12 protein-coding genes are annotated in these 16,621 nt (G+C 61.4%); 8 read left to right on the top strand and 4 right to left on the bottom strand.

Annotated elements, in window-relative coordinates:
- Positions 1-342 precede the first annotated feature (342 nt).
- The gene (locus tag ACTQV3_RS03715; protein ID WP_441067410.1) at positions 343-2,643 is read left to right on the top strand and encodes a hydratase; all 2,301 of its coding nucleotides are present in this window, start codon (positions 343-345) and stop codon (positions 2,641-2,643) included.
- Positions 2,644-2,725: 82 nt separating this feature from the next.
- Here the strand turns inward: ACTQV3_RS03715 and ACTQV3_RS03710 are convergent, their stop codons facing one another.
- Positions 2,726-3,049 (bottom strand): hypothetical protein, encoded by a 324-nt coding sequence (locus ACTQV3_RS03710; protein WP_441535753.1) that lies wholly within the window; start codon positions 3,047-3,049, stop codon positions 2,726-2,728.
- Between the two features lie 207 nt (positions 3,050-3,256).
- On the opposite strand from ACTQV3_RS03710, the gene clpB reads away from it, so the two are divergent.
- Both clpB and ACTQV3_RS03700 read left to right on the top strand, forming a co-directional pair.
- Complete coding sequence (gene clpB, locus ACTQV3_RS03705; protein WP_154518122.1) at positions 3,257-5,884, top strand: ATP-dependent chaperone ClpB; 2,628 nt, start codon at positions 3,257-3,259, stop codon at positions 5,882-5,884.
- 133 nt (positions 5,885-6,017) lie between these two features.
- Positions 6,018-6,212 carry a hypothetical protein gene (locus ACTQV3_RS03700; RefSeq protein WP_441067408.1) on the top strand — a complete coding sequence of 65 codons (195 nt, stop codon included), beginning with the start codon at positions 6,018-6,020 and terminating at the stop codon, positions 6,210-6,212.
- Positions 6,213-6,343: 131 nt separating this feature from the next.
- On the opposite strand, the gene ACTQV3_RS03695 is transcribed toward ACTQV3_RS03700, so the two are convergent.
- The 3 genes from ACTQV3_RS03695 to ACTQV3_RS03685 form a co-directional block, all read right to left on the bottom strand.
- Positions 6,344-7,837, bottom strand: a complete 1,494-nt coding sequence (locus ACTQV3_RS03695; RefSeq protein WP_441067406.1) for a hypothetical protein — start codon at positions 7,835-7,837, stop codon at positions 6,344-6,346.
- A gap of 232 nt (positions 7,838-8,069) precedes the next feature.
- Complete coding sequence (locus tag ACTQV3_RS03690; protein ID WP_154518417.1) at positions 8,070-9,077, bottom strand: DUF5692 family protein; 1,008 nt, start codon at positions 9,075-9,077, stop codon at positions 8,070-8,072.
- A gap of 62 nt (positions 9,078-9,139) precedes the next feature.
- Positions 9,140-9,802, bottom strand: coding sequence for a TetR/AcrR family transcriptional regulator (locus ACTQV3_RS03685; protein WP_441067404.1), 663 nt, complete (start codon positions 9,800-9,802; stop codon positions 9,140-9,142).
- Between the two features lie 189 nt (positions 9,803-9,991).
- Here ACTQV3_RS03685 and ACTQV3_RS03680 point away from each other — a divergent pair, with 189 nt between their 5' ends.
- The 5 genes from ACTQV3_RS03680 to ACTQV3_RS03660 all read left to right on the top strand — a co-directional run bounded on the left by ACTQV3_RS03680 (position 9,992) and on the right by ACTQV3_RS03660 (position 16,529).
- Positions 9,992-12,769 carry an FAD-dependent oxidoreductase gene (locus ACTQV3_RS03680; RefSeq protein WP_441067402.1) on the top strand — a complete coding sequence of 926 codons (2,778 nt, stop codon included), beginning with the start codon at positions 9,992-9,994 and terminating at the stop codon, positions 12,767-12,769.
- A gap of 198 nt (positions 12,770-12,967) precedes the next feature.
- Entirely contained in the window at positions 12,968-13,387 is a 420-nt protein-coding gene (locus ACTQV3_RS03675) for a hydrogenase maturation nickel metallochaperone HypA/HybF (RefSeq protein WP_441067400.1), read from the top strand.
- Positions 13,388-13,765: 378 nt separating this feature from the next.
- On the top strand, positions 13,766-14,755 hold the full coding sequence (locus ACTQV3_RS03670) for a PTS sugar transporter subunit IIB (RefSeq protein WP_154518426.1): 990 nt from the start codon (positions 13,766-13,768) through the stop codon (positions 14,753-14,755).
- A gap of 18 nt (positions 14,756-14,773) precedes the next feature.
- On the top strand, positions 14,774-15,592 hold the full coding sequence (locus ACTQV3_RS03665) for a PTS mannose/fructose/sorbose transporter subunit IIC (protein WP_441067398.1): 819 nt from the start codon (positions 14,774-14,776) through the stop codon (positions 15,590-15,592).
- Positions 15,593-15,608: 16 nt separating this feature from the next.
- Entirely contained in the window at positions 15,609-16,529 is a 921-nt protein-coding gene (locus tag ACTQV3_RS03660; protein ID WP_154518429.1) for a PTS system mannose/fructose/sorbose family transporter subunit IID, read from the top strand.
- Positions 16,530-16,621: the final 92 nt, after the last annotated feature.

The following is a 16,621-nucleotide window of genomic DNA, read 5'->3' as shown; positions in this document are numbered from 1 at the left end:
AGAAGGTCTATGCCTTGCCTTTTTCATGCCAACTTGTTCGCTCTGGACGTCGCTCGCTGTCCGTCCTCTACCTGCGGCGTTGCCTTACTCGCTCTGGCGGGCTTTCGCTATCCGCGCCAAAACATCGGCGTTGTTATGGGTAGTCATTGGGGACGTTCTTAAATGACTAGTCGAAAGGGACACTCTTGCACCAAATCTGCTGACCCACATCGGGCTCGTCCTGTACTTTACCGAGATAAAGTGAACGTGCAGATTCGTAACCCATTCGCAACCGTTCTATGGCACGATATTGAACGAATGCATGCTATGCGCCCAAATTTTTTGGGCAGAGTGGGAGACAGTATGGTCAAGCTGTACGAGGACGGCATCTACCTGCGCGGCGGCAGCGAGGTTGTGCCTGCGGCCGAGGCTGCCGAGCGCGGTATTACGCAGACGCCCGAGGATGCCAAGCGCGGCACCATCGCGTATTCGATCCTCCAGGCACACAATACGTCCGGCGACCCCGAGGCGCTCAAGATTCGCTTCGATGCCATGGCGAGCCACGACATCACCTTCGTCGGCATCATCCAGACGGCGCGCGCCTCGGGCATGGAGCAGTTCCCGCTGCCCTACGTGCTCACCAACTGCCATAACTCGCTGTGCGCCGTGGGCGGCACCATCAACGAGGACGACCACGTCTTTGGCCTTTCCGCGGCCAAAAAGTACGGCGGCATCTTCGTTCCGCCGCACATCGCCGTCATCCACTCCTTTATGCGCGAGAACTTCGCCGGTTGCGGGAAGATGATCCTGGGCTCCGACTCGCACACCCGCTATGGCGCCCTGGGCACCATGGCCGTGGGCGAGGGCGGCGGCGAGCTGGCAAAGCAGTTGCTGCGCGACACCTACGACGTTGCCTATCCCGGCGTCGTCGCTATCTACCTCACGGGCGCCCCGCGTCCCGGCGTCGGCCCGCACGACGTGGCGCTCGCCATCATCCGTGCCGTCTTTGCCAAAGGCTATGTCAAGAACAAGGTCATGGAGTTTGTGGGCCCGGGTATCGCGAGCATGACGACCGATTACCGCAACGGCGTCGACGTCATGACCACCGAGACCACCTGCCTGTCGAGCATCTGGGCCACTGACGAGGACACGCACGCGTTTTTGGCCATGCACGGTCGCGGCGACGACTACCGCGAGCTCAAGCCCGCCGATGTCGCCTACTACGACGGTTGCGTCGAGGTCGATCTGTCGAGCATCAAGCCCATGATCGCGCTGCCATTCCATCCTTCCAACGGCTTTGAGATCGAGGAGCTCAACGAGAACCTCGAGGACATCCTGCATGAGGTGGAGCTCGAGGCCGCCAAGATCGGCGAGGGCAAGATACACTTTAGCCTGCTCGACAAGATTGTCGACGGCAAGCTTCACGTGCAACAGGGCGTTATCGCCGGCTGCTCGGGCGGCAACTACGACTCCGTGGTCCAGGCTGCCCGCGTGCTCAAGGGCGCCAACACCGGCTGCGGCGAGTTCTCGCTGTCGGTCTATCCCACGAGCCAGCCCGTGGCGCTCGAACTTACGCGCCGTGGCTATATCTACGACCTTATGGAGGCCGGCGCGATCGTGCGCACGGCGTTCTGCGGTCCGTGCTTTGGCGCCGGCGACACGCCTGCCAACAACGGCCTGTCCATCCGCCACACCACGCGCAACTTCCCCAACCGCGAGGGTTCCAAGCCGGGCAATGGTCAGCTGAGCGCCGTGGCCCTAATGGACGCTCGCTCCATTGCGGCGACGGCCGCCAACGGCGGCGTCCTGACGCCGGCGACCGACCTGCCCGAGGAGACTTGGGACGAGGCCTGCGAGTACACCTTTGATGACGCGCCGTACAAAAAGCGCGTGTACTGGGGCTTTGGCAAGGCAGAGCCTGCCGACGAGCTGGTCGAAGGCCCCAACATCAAGCCGTGGCCCGCGATGGAGCCTCTCGGCGACGATATCCTGCTCAAGGTGTGCTCCAAGATCATGGACTCGGTCACCACGACCGACGAGCTCATTCCCTCGGGCGAGACGAGCTCCTTCCGCTCCAATCCGCTGGGCCTGGCAGAGTTTACGCTCAGCCGCCGCGATCCGGCCTACGTGGGCCGCTCCAAGGAGGTCGACGCCGTGGAGAAGCGCCGCGTTGCCGGCGAGGCGGCGGGCGACCTGGCGGCACTCGACGCCGAGCTTGCCGGCGTGTTTGAGGCACTGGCCGGCGCGGGTGTCGTGGCCGATGCCAAGGCGACCGAGTACGGCTCCATGCTCTATGCCAAGAAGCCCGGTGACGGTTCTGCCCGCGAGCAGGCCGCGAGCTGCCAGCGCGTGATTGGCGGTCTGGCCAACATCGTCCACGAGTACGCCACCAAGCGCTATCGCTCCAATGTGATGAACTGGGGCATGGTGCCCTTCCAGATGGAGGCCGAGCCCAACTTTGAGGTGGGCGACTACGTCTTCGTGCCGGGTATCCGTGCCGCGCTCGACGGCGATCTGCAGAACATCGCCGCCTACGTGGTGCGCGCCGATGGTGCGGTCGAGCAGATTGAGCTCTACATTGCCGATATGACGGCTGAGGAGCGTGCCATCGTCAAGGCCGGCTGCCTGATCAACTACAACAAGTTCAAGGCCGCTGCCGAGTAACGTTGCTGTACGCCCCGGACACACCTTTCCCTCGTGCTCACGCGCTTCGCGAGGGTCGCCCGAGGGAAAGGTGTGTCCGGGGCTACCGCGACGTTCTCGTTGGGTCTTGAGGGACGCCAAAAATAGACTTGCTTGATGCCGCCTCTGTTAATGGGGCGGCTTCTTTTTTGTCGAGAACCGCCACATAGGGGACAGGCACCTTTGTGGTGATCCCGTTTGTCTCGACCTGTAACATCTTGGCCGCTAAAAGTGGGCCTGGTGTTACAGATTTAGATTTTCGATTCGGGTGTCTTCTGTTCGTCTCGATTTGTAACAGATAGAGCTCTATTTGCCGAGTAGATGTTACAGATTGAGACAAACGGGTGCCGCTGGTCATTTCATCTTGATTTGTAACATCTGGAGCCATAAACAGCCGCTAGATGTTACTGATTGAGATAGTAAGGGGACGAGAGCGCAGCGGGTGAGCGTGCCTGCTCCCTATCTCTTAATCACTCAGAAAATCTTATATATAGAGACTTAGATTTGTGTATAAGATCGTACAAAGCTGGCAACAATACTTCTCGGACAACGTGAAGCCGCCCCGTAGGGCGGCCGCCCCAAGAGAGGTGATTCCATGAGAATCGATAAGCTAGCAATGACGTCGCGCGAGGCGTTGCAGACCGCCATGAGCACGGCTGCCGACGCGCAGGCCGGCGCGGTGGAGCCGATTCACCTGCTGTCCGCCCTGCTCGGTGCCGGCGAGCGCAATATCTCCGTGATTATCGAGCGCATCGGCGCCGACCCAGCCCAGCTTGCACACTCCACGCAAGATGCCATCGACCGCGCACCCAAGGTTTCGGGCGAGGGCCAGCAGATGGGCCTGTCCAACGAGCTCGTCCGTGTCATCGAGAAGGCCGAGAAAAAGGCCACCAAGATGGGCGACAGCTTTGTAGTGACCGAGCATCTGCTGATGGCGCTTGCCGAGGACAAAGGTGAGGCGGGCCGCGTGCTGCGCGACGCCGGCGTTACCAAGGAGCGTATCGAGCAGGTCTACGAGGAGTTGCGTGGCGATGACCGCGTGACGTCCGCCGAGGACAAGACCCAGTTTGAGGCACTGGAGCAGTACGGCCGCAACATCTGCGACCTGGCCCGTGCCGGCAAGCTCGATCCGGTTATCGGCCGTACCGACGAGATCCGTCGTACCATTCAGGTACTATCCCGTCGCACCAAGAACAACCCTGTGCTCATCGGTGAGCCGGGTGTCGGTAAAACGGCCATCGTCGAGGGCATCGCCCAGCGTATCGTGGCCGGCGACGTGCCGAGCACGCTGCGCGACCGCGACCTCATCGAGCTCGACATGAGCGCGCTGGTCGCCGGTGCCAAGTACCGCGGCGAGTTCGAGGACCGCTTAAAGGCCGTGCTCAAGGAAGTACAGAAGTCCGAAGGCAAGGTCATCCTGTTCATCGATGAGCTCCACACCATTGTGGGCGCGGGTGCCACCGAGGGCTCCATGGACGCCGGCAATATCCTCAAGCCTGCGCTCGCCCGCGGCGACCTGCACGCGATCGGCGCGACCACGCTCGACGAATACCGCAAGTACATCGAGAAGGACGCGGCGCTCGCCCGTCGTTTCCAGACCGTGATGGTCTCCGAGCCTACCGTCGAGGACACCATCTCGATTCTGCGTGGCCTCAAGGAGAAGTACGAGATCTTCCACGGCGTGCACATTACCGATAGCGCGCTCGTGGCCGCCGCCGACCTCTCCGATCGTTACATCGCCGACCGCTTCCTGCCCGACAAGGCCATCGACCTGGTCGATGAGGCCGCAAGCCGCCTGCGCATGGAGCTCGACAGCATGCCGGTCGAGATCGACGCCACCACGCGTCAGCTCACCCAGCTGCAGATCGAGGAGCAGGCACTCATGAAGGAGACCGACGACGCCTCCAAGGAGCGTCTGGAGACCCTGCGCCAGGAAATCGCCGAGGTCCAGGAAAAGCTCAACGTGCAAAAGGCCGGTTGGCTCAACCAAAAGAACGCCATCGACCATGTGCAGGAGCTCAAGGGCCAGCTCGATGAGGCCAAGAGCGAAGAGGAACGTGCGACGCGCAACGGAGACTTGGGCCGTGCGTCCGAGCTGCGTTACTCCGTGATTCCGGGTCTGCAGCAGCAGATTCAGGATTCCGAGGCCGCGCTCGAGGCACAAAAGCAGCAGGACGGTGAAGGCCTCAACGAGCAGGTGACCTCCGACGAGATCGCCGAGGTCGTGAGCGCCTGGACCGGTGTGCCCGTCTCCAAGATGATGCAGGGTGAGCTCGACAAGCTGAAGGGCTTGGAAGGCGAGCTGCATAAGCGCGTCATCGGCCAGGATGAGGCCGTCTCCGCCGTCGCCGCGGCCGTGCGCCGTAGCCGTGCGGGCCTCTCCGATCCGGACAAGCCCATCGGCAGCTTCTTCTTCCTGGGCCCCACCGGTGTGGGCAAGACCGAACTCGCCAAGGCGCTGGCTGAGTGCCTGTTCGATGACGAGCGCGCGCTCGTGCGTATCGACATGTCCGAGTACATGGAGAAGTTCAGCGTTCAGCGTCTGATCGGTGCGCCCCCGGGATACGTGGGCTACGACGAGGGTGGACAGCTCACCGAGGCCGTGCGCCGTCGCCCGTACTCCGTGATCTTGCTCGACGAGATGGAGAAGGCTCACCCGGATGTCTTCAACGTGCTGCTGCAGGTGCTCGACGACGGTCGTCTGACCGATGGTCAGGGTCGTCAGGTGTCCTTCAAGAACACGATCATCATCATGACGTCCAACGTGGGCTCCAAGGCTATCGCCGATCTTTCGGGCAAGGACGAGGAGGAGATGCGCCATCAGGTTGACGCGGCCATGGCTCAGACTTTCCGCCCCGAGTTCCTCAACCGTATCGACGATATCGTGGTGTTCCATCCGCTCGGTATGGCGCAGATCGAAAAGATCGTCGATATTCAGCTCGCCGACGTCCGCGCACGTCTGGCCAAGGAGCGCATGACGCTTGCCATCACCCCGGCGGCCAAGCAGATGCTCGCCGTGGGCGGTCTGGACCCGGTCTTTGGTGCCCGTCCGCTCAAGCGTCTGGTGCAGCGCGAGGTCGTGGACGCCATCGCCGCCGCTATCATCGACGGTACGGTGCGCGAGGGCGATCAGGTGACGGTTGACGTCGACAAGGACGGTGCCTTTACCGTCGTGTGCGATAACACGCCGTCTGCCACCTACGAGGTGCCCGACGCCGAGTAGATTGTTGGGCCATGCCTTAAAATCTACCTTTTGAGCCAAACGCCAAGGGCGGCGGATCCAATTGGGTCCGCCGCCCTTTTTCGTGCGACAATCGATGATGCTGAACATGAGTACATGGCAAGGAGCTATGCAGATGAAAGACGAGAACGAGACGAACGCACCGGCGCCTGAGCCAGCGCCCGCCGCACCCAAGCCTGCGCCTAAGCCGGCACCCAAGCCGCGCGACCCCTACATCCGTGCCGAGAACGAGGACGACGACGGCTACGATCCCTACAGCGATCGCCGCCCCGAGCGCGAGCCGATGTTCGAAGCCGATCCGTGGCGCTAACTCCTGCAGGGTAGCTAATTTGGGACGGGGCTTTTTTAGCTGCCCGGCTGGTAATGTGCCGGTTTAGTCGATTAACGGTCGGGGCAGCTAAAAAAGCCCCGTCCCAAATTAGCTACCCTCGCTGCGGCCGGCTAGTCTTGGGCCTTGATGCTTGGCATCAGAATCTGGGCGAGGTAGTCGGTCTCGAGTTTGGTCGCGGCGTCTGCCTTGCCGTCTTTACCGACCAGTACGTTCTTGATCTGGCTATAGGTATAGCGGTTGCCGGTTGTAAGCTCGACAAGCTCAATGGCCGTGTCCATGGGGTAGGTCGACACGGGGTCTTGCGTGCGCCCGTTGATGGTCTGGGGCACCACATACGGATAGACGGGGCCGCTGGCGTAGACCGTGTAGCCGTTGCCAAGGCTTGCCGCACCTAAAACCGTATCACCCTTATCGGGTGTAAAGCTCTCGCCGTCGCGTACTGCGACAAGCGTCGCGATCGGCGTATTGCTGTCGCTGGCAAGATAGATGCACAGCGTATTGCCGTTTTGCCAAGTCGCGACTTTGCCGTACCACTCAACGGGAATATCGAGCTGATACAGGTTCGTTGCCTTATGCCGAGCATCGGCGTCGCGGGCCGCCTGCGCCTCGCGGGAACTCATGGCATTGACGGCGGCGTCACGGCGCGCGGTTGCCGCCTGCTGGAGCACCTTTGCGACCGCGGCAGAGCTCGCGCCGCCCTCCTCGGCGTACTTGGCCGCGGCATCGATCTGGTCGTCGGTCACCGTGTCTGCCGAAGGTACCTTAAGCTTAAAGGATGCCTGAGCGCTCAGGTCCTGCCCGTCGCTCTTTACGCTAACCTGCGCCTTGGTGGTTGGCACGGTGTAAATGGTACCGTCAGCTGCGATGGGGGACCCAGCGATGGAGAGCGTATAGTCGCCAGGCAGCAGCTTAATACCGCGACCGTGCTCATCAACATAGAGCGTCTCGCTCACGGAGGAGCCGTCAGAGTCTTGCCCGCTCACCTGCACGGGAATCTTGGAGCCGGTGGAACAGTCGAGCCCTGCGGCATGTACGCCAATCTGCACCGACATCATGGTGTGGGCGTTGACGGCAGCGATGGCGGCCTGTTCTTGTTGGTATCCGTTCCAAGCGGCATAGCCCGCGCCGCCGGCAACGAGCGCGGCGGCAACGACGCCGGCAACCATCAAATTGCGTCGCTTGGGCGACATCTTGTGATGGCGAGCCTTGGCTTCGCGTGCCGAGGGAACGGACGGCAGGGGAATATCGCCCATGGCGATGGTCTCGTCGACGGCCGGCGCAGAACCCAGGCCAGGAAGCTCGCGGGTGAGCGAGTCATCGGCAGGCAAGCTGCCAAGCAGGGCGGTCTCTTCTCCCGAGGCGGATTCCGACTGGACGTCGTCCTTGCTATCGTCCTCTTCGGCTTCGGCTTCGGCCTCGTCAGAAGCGTCTTTGGCGTCGCTGCCTTCGTCCTCAGTGCCTTCGCGCACCTCGTCCTGCGCGTCGACGGCCAAATCGCTCAACGAGAGCTCGTCTAGCGCAATCCGGTCAAGGCTCTCCAGGGCCTCGGCACATGCTTCCGCATCCTGGGCCGCATCCTCGCGGCCACGTGTCTCATCGCTCATATATCCCCCAATGCAATATCGGCTCAACACTGTACCCAAAAATGGAGCCATATAAAGCGCATGCGAAATATAAGATCCGATTTAACCCGAGCGTATCGTTCAGCCGCATCCTCGCGGCAGCAAAAAGCCCCCGGAACGCGAACGAATCACATTCCGGGGGCTCTGTAGTGCGTTGAGTTGCGCGGAGCCGGCTATGCCGCTTCGCGCTCAAGCGATGTTTGCGTCAGGCGCGTTACTCGGCGTGCGCGTAATCAACCTTGGCGCGACGGGCAGTGGCCTTCTCCCAATCGCTGGTGCCCTCAAAGACATCCTGCTTGTAGGGGTTGCGGCCGAGCTTCTTGGCACGGTAGGCGACGTAGATGATCGCGGCGATGTTGGCGACCAGTGCGACGATCGAGACCGCGGTGGCGGCGCCGGGGTCGAGCGTGGAGTGCGTCACAAAGATGGACTCCTCCTGGAAGTAGGGGAACACCTGGGCAAACATGCACCAAATGGCCAGCGTAAAGGCGCGGTTCTGGATCCAGCCGCCCTTGTTCCAGATAAAGGCGGCGACGGTGGGCGCCAGCAGCAGCGCAAAGCCGCAGAACCAGGAGTGGGTGGGCAGGCAGTTGTAGGTGTAGCAGAAGTTCCAGATATCGTAGGCGATGATGTAGACCCAGGTCATGTCGGGCCACAGCATGTCGGTCTTGTCCTCGGAGGCGTAGACGCTCCACCAACCGGTCATGCAGAAGATGTTGATGATGCCCGCGATGCCGTTGAACACGTTGTTCCAGCCGGCCAGCTGCGTAGCACCTTCGGAGGTGACCCAGGTGGACTCGCCCAGGACAAAGAAGTGATAGGCGCTCTCAAAGTCGGACACGACAGCGATCAAGATGTTGATGGCGACGATCACAAACGGCCATGCGCGGAACCAATGCGCCTTGCCGATCTTGCCCCACTGGTACTTAATGGCAATGAAGCCCCAGCAGCCGGCCAGCGCCGCGTATACCTTGGCGTAATGGAACCAGCTGTTCTGGTATACATGGGTGGGGTTGGTGAGCGCCCACTCGGCACCCTGCGAAACGCCGACGGCGATGGCGATGCAGTAGATGGTCATGGCCAGCGGAGCCACGCCAAAGATGATGGCCGCGCCGAGCTTGGTACGGCGGCCGACCTCGTTGAGTACGATCAAGCCGATAAAGACCATCGCCCAGCCGGCCCAGTGGATAAGGGTATCGCTACCCCAAACATCGAACAGCATGCTGCTCTCCTTTCATACGCCCGCGGCCCCTCTTCCATCGCGGGCAGTTTGGCCAAATGTCATCAGTTCCTGGGCTTGCGCTCGGAATACTTGGCGGTGTAGCCCTCGATGTGGAGTGTCGAGGCGATAATCTCCTTAACCGTCTCGTCGGGCACATCGGGGTGCGTGCGGATGTACATCAACAGCCCCATGATGAGGGTGTAAAACGTCTCGTAGACATGGTCGATGCGCAGGTCATGATGGGCGACAAAGTCCGCCACGGTGGTGTCGCAGATGTATTGCGCCACGCGCTGGACCACGTTGTGCAGAAAGCCGCCGTAGAGCGCGCCGCTGCTCGAGATGAGCGTGCTCGGCAGCTCGTGGCCGCTCACAACCAGGCGCTTAAAGAGCGGGGCGACGGTGTCGAGTGCGCCCTCGATATCACCGACGATGCGGCTGGCATTCCACTGCTCGAGCTCGGAGATAAAACCGTCGATTGCCTCGTCCATGACGGCGGTGACGGCGGCGTCCATGTCGACGAAGTAGTGGTAGAACAGCGAGCGCGTGCAGCCGGCTCGCTTGGTCACGGCCGAGACGGATAGATGGGACACGCCCAGCTCGGAGCTCACGGCGCGCACGGCGGCGAGAATCTCGCGACGGCGCTCGTCACCTGTCAGGCGCTTTGCCGCGCTGTCGGGCGTGGGGACGGCGTCGGCCACAGGGGTGTTCGCTGCGTTATCGCTCATGCGCTTGCCGCCTTTCATCCGTTTGGGCCCGACCGTTCGCCTAATAGTCTTGAATAGTGTTGACGGTTCGTCAATACTATTTTTGACATAATGTCAACAATGGCGGGTGAACGGCATGGGGGCATGCCCGGCCTGCAAAAAAGAGGGGCGCTGCGGCCTCGTCGGGCTGCGGCAAGAGAAGGGACAACCATGATTCTCAACGGACCGGGAATTAGCTACACCGAGCCCGACATCGGTTCGGAGTTCGTGCCGCCGCTGCCGGAGCATCCGCGCGAGGCCATTGTCAAGCTGTGCGAGCATTGCACCAACCGTCTGCTGCATCGCGACGAGCTGCTGGGCTACGAGTACTGGTCGTTTGCCGAGGCCGCAACCGACGAGCAGGCCGAAGTGCTCTGCAAGATGAAGATGCGCCGTCCCTATACGCTGCCCGAGATGGTCAAGCTCACCGGCATGCCCGAGGCCCAGATCGAGAAGATGCTCGACGACATGAGCTACACGGGTCTGCTCGAGTACAACTGGGAAAATCCCGAGCGCGCCAAGCAGTGGGTGCTGCCCATGCTGGTACCGGGTTCCGCCGAGTTCCTCAACATGCGCGTGAACCAGCTCGAGGAGCATCCGGTCTATGCCAAGTTCTTTGAGCAGGCGTCCAAGGGGCCGCTGTCCAAAGCCACGCCGATGGTGCCGCCCGGAGGCGCCGGCATCGGCATGCACGTCATTCCGGTCGAGAAGGCTATCGATGCTTCGAGCACCTCGGTGCCGATCGAGCATATCGAGCATTGGCTCGACAAATACGATGGCAAATATGCCGCCAGCATCTGCAGCTGCCGCGCGAGCCGTCGTGTGATGGGCGAGGGCTGCGCCGACGACCCCGCCGACTGGTGCATTGCCGTGGGCGATATGGCCGACTATGTGGTTGAGACCGACCGCGGCCATTATGTGACGCGTGAGGAGGTCTATGACATCTTGCGCCAGGCCGAGGACAACGGCTTTGTGCACCAGATCACCAATATCGACGGCGAGAACAAGATCTTCGCCATCTGCAACTGCAACGTCAACGTGTGCTACGCCCTGCGCACCTCGCAGCTGTTCAACACGCCCAACCTGTCGCGCTCGGCCTATGTCGCCAAAGTCGAGAAGGACAAGTGCGTGGCCTGCGGTCGCTGCGTTGAGGTGTGCCCGGCTGGTGCCGTCAAGCTCGGCCAGAAGCTCTGCAGCAAAAAGGCCGGCGGACAGGTGCCCGAGTATCCGCGCCAGGAGCTGCCCGATGCCACCAAGTGGGACCACACCAAGTGGTCGCCCAACTACCGCAACGACAACCGCATCGAGACACACGATTCCGGCACCGCGCCCTGCAAGACGGCCTGCCCCGCGCACATTGCCGTTCAGGGCTATCTGAAGCTCGCGGCGCAGGGCCGCTATGACGAGGCGCTAGCGCTCATCAAGCGCGAGAACCCGCTGCCCGCTATCTGCGGCCGTGTGTGCAATCGCCGCTGCGAGGATGCCTGCACCCGCGGTCGCGTGGACGAGGCCGTGGCCATCGACGAGGTCAAGAAGTTTATCGCCCAGCGCGATCTGGATGCCGCGACCCGCTATGTCCCACCTGTGGTGACCCCGACGCGCGCCGGCGGCTTCGACCAGAAGATCGCCATCATCGGTGCCGGTCCGGCCGGCCTGTCCTGCGCTTTCTACCTGGCCGAGAAGGGCTACAAGCCCGTCGTGTTCGAGAAGAACGAGCGCCCGGGCGGCATGCTCACCTATGGCATTCCCAGCTTTAAGCTGCAGAAGGATGTTATCGAGGCCGAGGTCGAGGTCATTCGCCTGATGGGCGCCGAGTTCCGCTATGGCGTGGAGGTCGGTCGCGATGTGACGCTCGACGAGCTGCGCGAGCAGGGCTTTAAGGCCTTTTATGTTGCCATTGGCTGCCAGGGCGGCCGCCTCGCCGGTATTCCGGGCGAGGATGCCGAGGACGTGACCGTGGCCGTCGACTTTTTGCGCAAGGTCAACAGTGGCAAGATCGACGCGCTGTCCGGCCGCACCATCGTGGTGGGCGGCGGCAACGTGGCTATCGACGTCGCGCGCAACGCCTGCCGTCTGGGTTCCGAGCACGTTGAGATGTTCTGCCTGGAGAGCGAGGCCCAGATGCCCGCCAGCGAGGAGGAGCGTCGCGAGGCCGTTGAGGACGGCGCCCACATCAGCTGCGGCTGGGGCCCCAAGGAGGTCCATCTGGACGAGGCCGGTCGTGTGTGCGGTATCACCTTCAAGCGCTGCACGCGTGTCTTTGACGACGAGGGCCGTTTTGCGCCCGAGTACGACGAGAACGACCTGCGTCGTGTCGACGCCGACCGCGTGGTCATGTCGATCGGTCAGTCCATCGTGTGGGGCGACCTGCTGGCTGGCTCCAAGGTGGAGCTTGGCCGTGGCCAGGGTGCCCTTGCCGATCCTCAGACCTACCAGACCGCCGAGCCCGACATCTTTGTGGGCGGCGACGTCTACACCGGTCCGAGCTTTGCCATCAACGCCATCGCTGCCGGTCACGAGGCCGCCGTGTCCATCCACCGCTTTGTGCAACCGGGCTCCACGCTCACCATCGGCCGCAACCAGCGCCGCTACATCGCGCTCGACCGCGACGATGTCGTGATCGAGAGCTACGATAACGCGAGCCGCGAGGTGGCACATGTCGACCGCGAGCGCGAGAAGGCCTCGCCGTTTAGCGAGTACGTCGAGACCTTTACCGAAGAGCAGGTGCGCGCCGAGACCGCCCGTTGTCTGGGCTGCGGCGCCTCGATCGTCGACCCCAACAAGTGCATCGGCTGCGGTCTGTGCACTACCAAGTGCGCGTTCGATGCCATCCACCTGGATCGCGACCGCCCCGAGTGCTCCACGATGGTCAAATACGAGCAAAAGCTCCCCAGCTTGGGCAAGTACGCGCTCAAGCGTGCCATCAAGATCAAATTCGGGAAGAAGTAATGAGGCTCCGCCGTTCTAACGAACGGCGGCACTGCCGACGCTGTGCGGCGCCCAGATACCCCATCTTGCCCCTCAACTGCGGCGCCGCGGGCAAAAAGCCCAGCGGACGCCTTGTTTCGGGGCAACCTGGGGCACCTGGATCGCCGCTCGCTGACGTTTGGCTGACATCGCATCAACCGTTGCTGAAAGGTTTCTACCTTGCATGAATTGGGAATCGTCTATCACATTATTCGCGATGTCGAGAACGTGGCGCGCGCCAATGGCGTGAGTCGCGTTTCGAGCGTCACGCTGCTGCTGGGCGAGGTCTCGGGCGTCGTTCCCGACTTGCTGCTCGACGCTTGGCGCTGGGCGGCAGATAAAAAGCCTATCACCGAGGGCGCGGAGCTTATCGTGGAGCCCGTCGAGGCCGTGACGCATTGCGAGGCGTGCGGCCGTAACTATGCGACAGTCGAGCACGGCAAGACCTGCCCCCATTGCGGTAGCGGCGAGACATACCTGCTGCAGGGCCAGGAGGTCATGATCAAGCAGATTGAGACCCCCGACGAGGACCCGGCAGACACTGTTCCCGATGACCCCTCCGACGCCGTCGACGCCGCCAACCCTCTCCACATCGCCTAGCCCCTAGTCGTTGGGGACGTTCTTGTTTGACTAGTCGTTTAAGAACGTCCCCAATGACTACTTACGTTAGTGCATAAGTCACGCTAATAGTCAAGTTATGTCTGTTTAAACAAAATAGCTGCAGTACAAGCGCATTCGCGCTTGCCTAAAATCGATATTAATGACCAGCCTGCTTGTATCTGTAAAATGAATGGCTTGATAAGTGACGCCTTGGCGTGTAATCCGTCAAAAAGCAGTAACGTAATCAACTTGTAACAAACCTAGACGTTTAAACAAATTATCCAATCATTCGCATTTTTCTCTATAATTTTACAGGACGAACAGGTATACTCCTTTCATGTCGTGTAGGAAATACGTAGACAAAGAGGAGGTTATGTGATGGTAAGTATTGTTCTTGCTAGCCACGGGGACTTGGCAGCCGGAATCAAGCAGACGGGCTCGATGGTCTTTGGCGATCAGCCGTCTGTGGCCGTGGTCTCGCTCGAGCCGAGCATGGGCCCCGACGACTTCCGTGCCAAGGTCGAGGAAGCAATCGCTTCCTTCGAGGACCAGGAGCAGGTGCTCTTCCTCGTTGATCTGTGGGGCGGCACGCCGTTCAACCAGATCAGCGGTCTCATCGAGGGCCACGATTCCTGGGCTATCGTCACCGGTGTCAACCTGCCTATGCTCATCGAGGCATATTCGCAGCGCTTTGACGCAAAGAACACTGCACATGCGATCGCAAAACATCTCGTGACTGAGGCTAAGGCTGGCGTGCGCGTCAAGCCCGAGTCTCTGGAGCCCGAGGAGAAGAAGCCGGCCACGGCCGCCGCTGCTCCTGCAGGCGCCATCCCTCCGGGAACGGTCATCGGCGATGGGCATATCAAAATCGCCCACGTCCGTATCGACACCCGTCTGCTGCATGGTCAGGTGGCCACCACGTGGACCAAGCAGATCAACCCCAACCGCATCATCGTGGTTTCCGACGGCGTTGCTCACGACGAGCTCCGCAAGACCATGATCGAGCAGGCTGCCCCTCCGGGAGTCCATGCCAACGTCGTGCCCATCAAGAAGATGGCCGAGGTTGTCAAGGACACGCGCTTTGGTGACACCAAGGCCATGCTGCTCTTTGAGAACCCGCAGGATCTGCTCAAGGCTATCGAGGCCGGCGTCGACATCAAGGAAGTCAACATCGGTTCCATGGCTCACTCCAAGGGCAAGGTCGTCGTCACCAACGCCGTCGCTATGGGCGATGACGACGTTAAGACTCTCGAGGCCCTCAAGGCCAAGGGCGTCAAGTTCGAGGTCCGCAAGGTTCCTTCGGATTCCTCCGAGGATCTCGACGCCATGTTGAAGAAAGCTAAGGCCGAACTGGCCGCTCAAGCATAGTAAAGGAGGGTCCGATACATGTCTGCAATCACTATTCTGCTTGTTGCGATTGTCGCGTTGCTTGCCGGTATGGAAGGCATTCTGGATGAGTTCCAGTTCCATCAGCCGCTCGTGGCATGCACGCTTATCGGTCTCGTAACCGGTCACCTTCAGGAGGGCATCCTCCTGGGCGGTTCGCTCCAGATGATGGCCCTTGGCTGGGCTAACGTCGGCGCCGCCGTCGCGCCTGACGCCGCTCTGGCCTCGGTCGCTTCTTCGATCATCATGGTACTCGCCCTCAACGGTGGCGCCACCGATTCGTCCAAGGCCGTTACCGCCGCCATCGCCGTCGCCGTCCCGCTGTCGGTCGCTGGTCTGTTCCTGACCATGATCTGCCGTACCCTGGCTACCGCTATCGCTCACGCCATGGACGGTTGCGCCGAGAAGGGCGACTTCTCCGGCATCGAGCGCTGGCAGTACGCCGCCATCCTCATGCAGGGCCTTCGTATCGCCATCCCGGCAGTACTTCTGTGCATCATCCCGGCCGAGGCGGTTACCAACGCGCTTAACGCTATGCCCGACTGGCTGTCCGGCGGCATGGCTGTCGGCGGCGGCATGGTCGCTTCCGTCGGTTACGCCATGGTCATCAACATGATGGCCACCAAGGAGACCTGGCCGTTCTTCATCCTCGGCTTTGTCCTTGCTGCCATCCCTCAGCTCACGCTGATCGCTCTTGGCCTCATCGGCATCTCCCTTGCCCTCATCTACCTTGGCCTCAAGGATCTGGCCAAGCAGGGTGGCGGCATGGGCGGTGGCTCCGGTGACCCGCTCGGCGACATTCTGAACGATTACGAGTAGGAGGGGAGTGATACATATGGCAGAGAACAAGATTCAGCTCACCAAGGCTGACCGCAAGAAGGTTTGCTTCCGTCATCAGTTCCTTCAGGGCTCGTGGAACTACGAGCGTATGCAGAATGGCGGCTGGTGCTTCGCAATGATCCCTGCGATCAAGAAGCTCTACACCAGCAAGGACGACCAGATTTCCGCGCTTAAGCGCCACCTGGAGTTCTATAACACCCATCCCTATGTTTCCGCCCCCGTCATTGGCGTTACCCTCGCTCTCGAGGAGGAGCGCGCCAACGGTGCACCGATCGATGACGTCGCCATTCAGGGCGTCAAGGTCGGTATGATGGGCCCGCTCGCCGGCGTCGGCGACCCCGCCTTCTGGTTCACCCTTCGCCCGATCCTGGGCGCTCTGGGCGCTTCCCTGGCCCTGTCCGGCAGCATCGCCGGTCCGCTGCTGTTCTTCTTCGCGTGGAACATCATCCGTTACGCCTTCCTGTGGTACACACAGGAGTTTGGCTATAAGGTCGGCTCCTCCATCGCCAAGGACCTCTCCGGCGGTCTGATGGGCAAGGTTACCGAGGGCGCTTCCATCCTGGGTATGTTCATCATCGGCGCCCTGGTCGAGCGCTGGGTGTCCATCTCCTTCACCCCGGTCGTCTCCAAGGTCACGCAGTCTGCCGGCGCCTTCATTGACTGGGCTAACCTGCCTTCCGGTGCCGAGGGCATCAAGGAAGCGCTGACGATGTACAACTCCGTCGGTGCTACCGCTCTTGATCAGGTGAAGGTCACCACGCTTCAGGCTAACCTCGATCAGCTCATCCCCGGCCTTGCTGCCGTGTGCCTGACGCTGTTCGTCTGCAAGCTGCTCAAGAAGAAGGTCAGCCCGATTGTCATCATTCTGGCTCTCTTCGCCGTCGGTATCATCGGTCGCGTTTGCGGCTTCATGTAAGCGCGCTTCGGCTTACGACCGAGAGTTGCTAGGCAAGGGCTTTTGAGCCATTGAAACGGACCGCACCCGGTGGGTACACTGGATGCGGTCCG

The organism is Collinsella sp. LCP19S3_A7 (assembly GCF_052121995.1).
Lineage (GTDB): Bacteria > Actinomycetota > Coriobacteriia > Coriobacteriales > Coriobacteriaceae > Collinsella.
The sequence above is the reverse complement of the archived record's forward strand: the minus strand, read 5'-3'. Positions and strand labels throughout refer to the sequence as shown.

Bases quoted from the DNA above. Each gene is read 5' to 3' on its own strand.
- ACTQV3_RS03685 (WP_441067404.1), bottom strand. From the start codon at position 9,802: ATGAGCGATAACGCAGCGAACACCCCTGTGGCCGACGCCGTCCCCACG.
- ACTQV3_RS03710 (WP_441535753.1), bottom strand. From the start codon at position 3,049: ATGGCTCCAGATGTTACAAATCAAGATGAAATGACCAGCGGCACCCGT.
- ACTQV3_RS03690 (WP_154518417.1), bottom strand. From the start codon at position 9,077: ATGCTGTTCGATGTTTGGGGTAGCGATACCCTTATCCACTGGGCCGGC.
- ACTQV3_RS03665 (WP_441067398.1), top strand. From the start codon at position 14,774: ATGTCTGCAATCACTATTCTGCTTGTTGCGATTGTCGCGTTGCTTGCC.
- ACTQV3_RS03680 (WP_441067402.1), top strand. From the start codon at position 9,992: ATGATTCTCAACGGACCGGGAATTAGCTACACCGAGCCCGACATCGGT.
- ACTQV3_RS03660 (WP_154518429.1), top strand. From the start codon at position 15,609: ATGGCAGAGAACAAGATTCAGCTCACCAAGGCTGACCGCAAGAAGGTT.
- ACTQV3_RS03670 (WP_154518426.1), top strand. From the start codon at position 13,766: ATGGTAAGTATTGTTCTTGCTAGCCACGGGGACTTGGCAGCCGGAATC.
- clpB (WP_154518122.1), top strand. From the start codon at position 3,257: ATGAGAATCGATAAGCTAGCAATGACGTCGCGCGAGGCGTTGCAGACC.
- ACTQV3_RS03700 (WP_441067408.1), top strand. From the start codon at position 6,018: ATGAAAGACGAGAACGAGACGAACGCACCGGCGCCTGAGCCAGCGCCC.
- ACTQV3_RS03695 (WP_441067406.1), bottom strand. From the start codon at position 7,837: ATGAGCGATGAGACACGTGGCCGCGAGGATGCGGCCCAGGATGCGGAA.
- ACTQV3_RS03715 (WP_441067410.1), top strand. From the start codon at position 343: ATGGTCAAGCTGTACGAGGACGGCATCTACCTGCGCGGCGGCAGCGAG.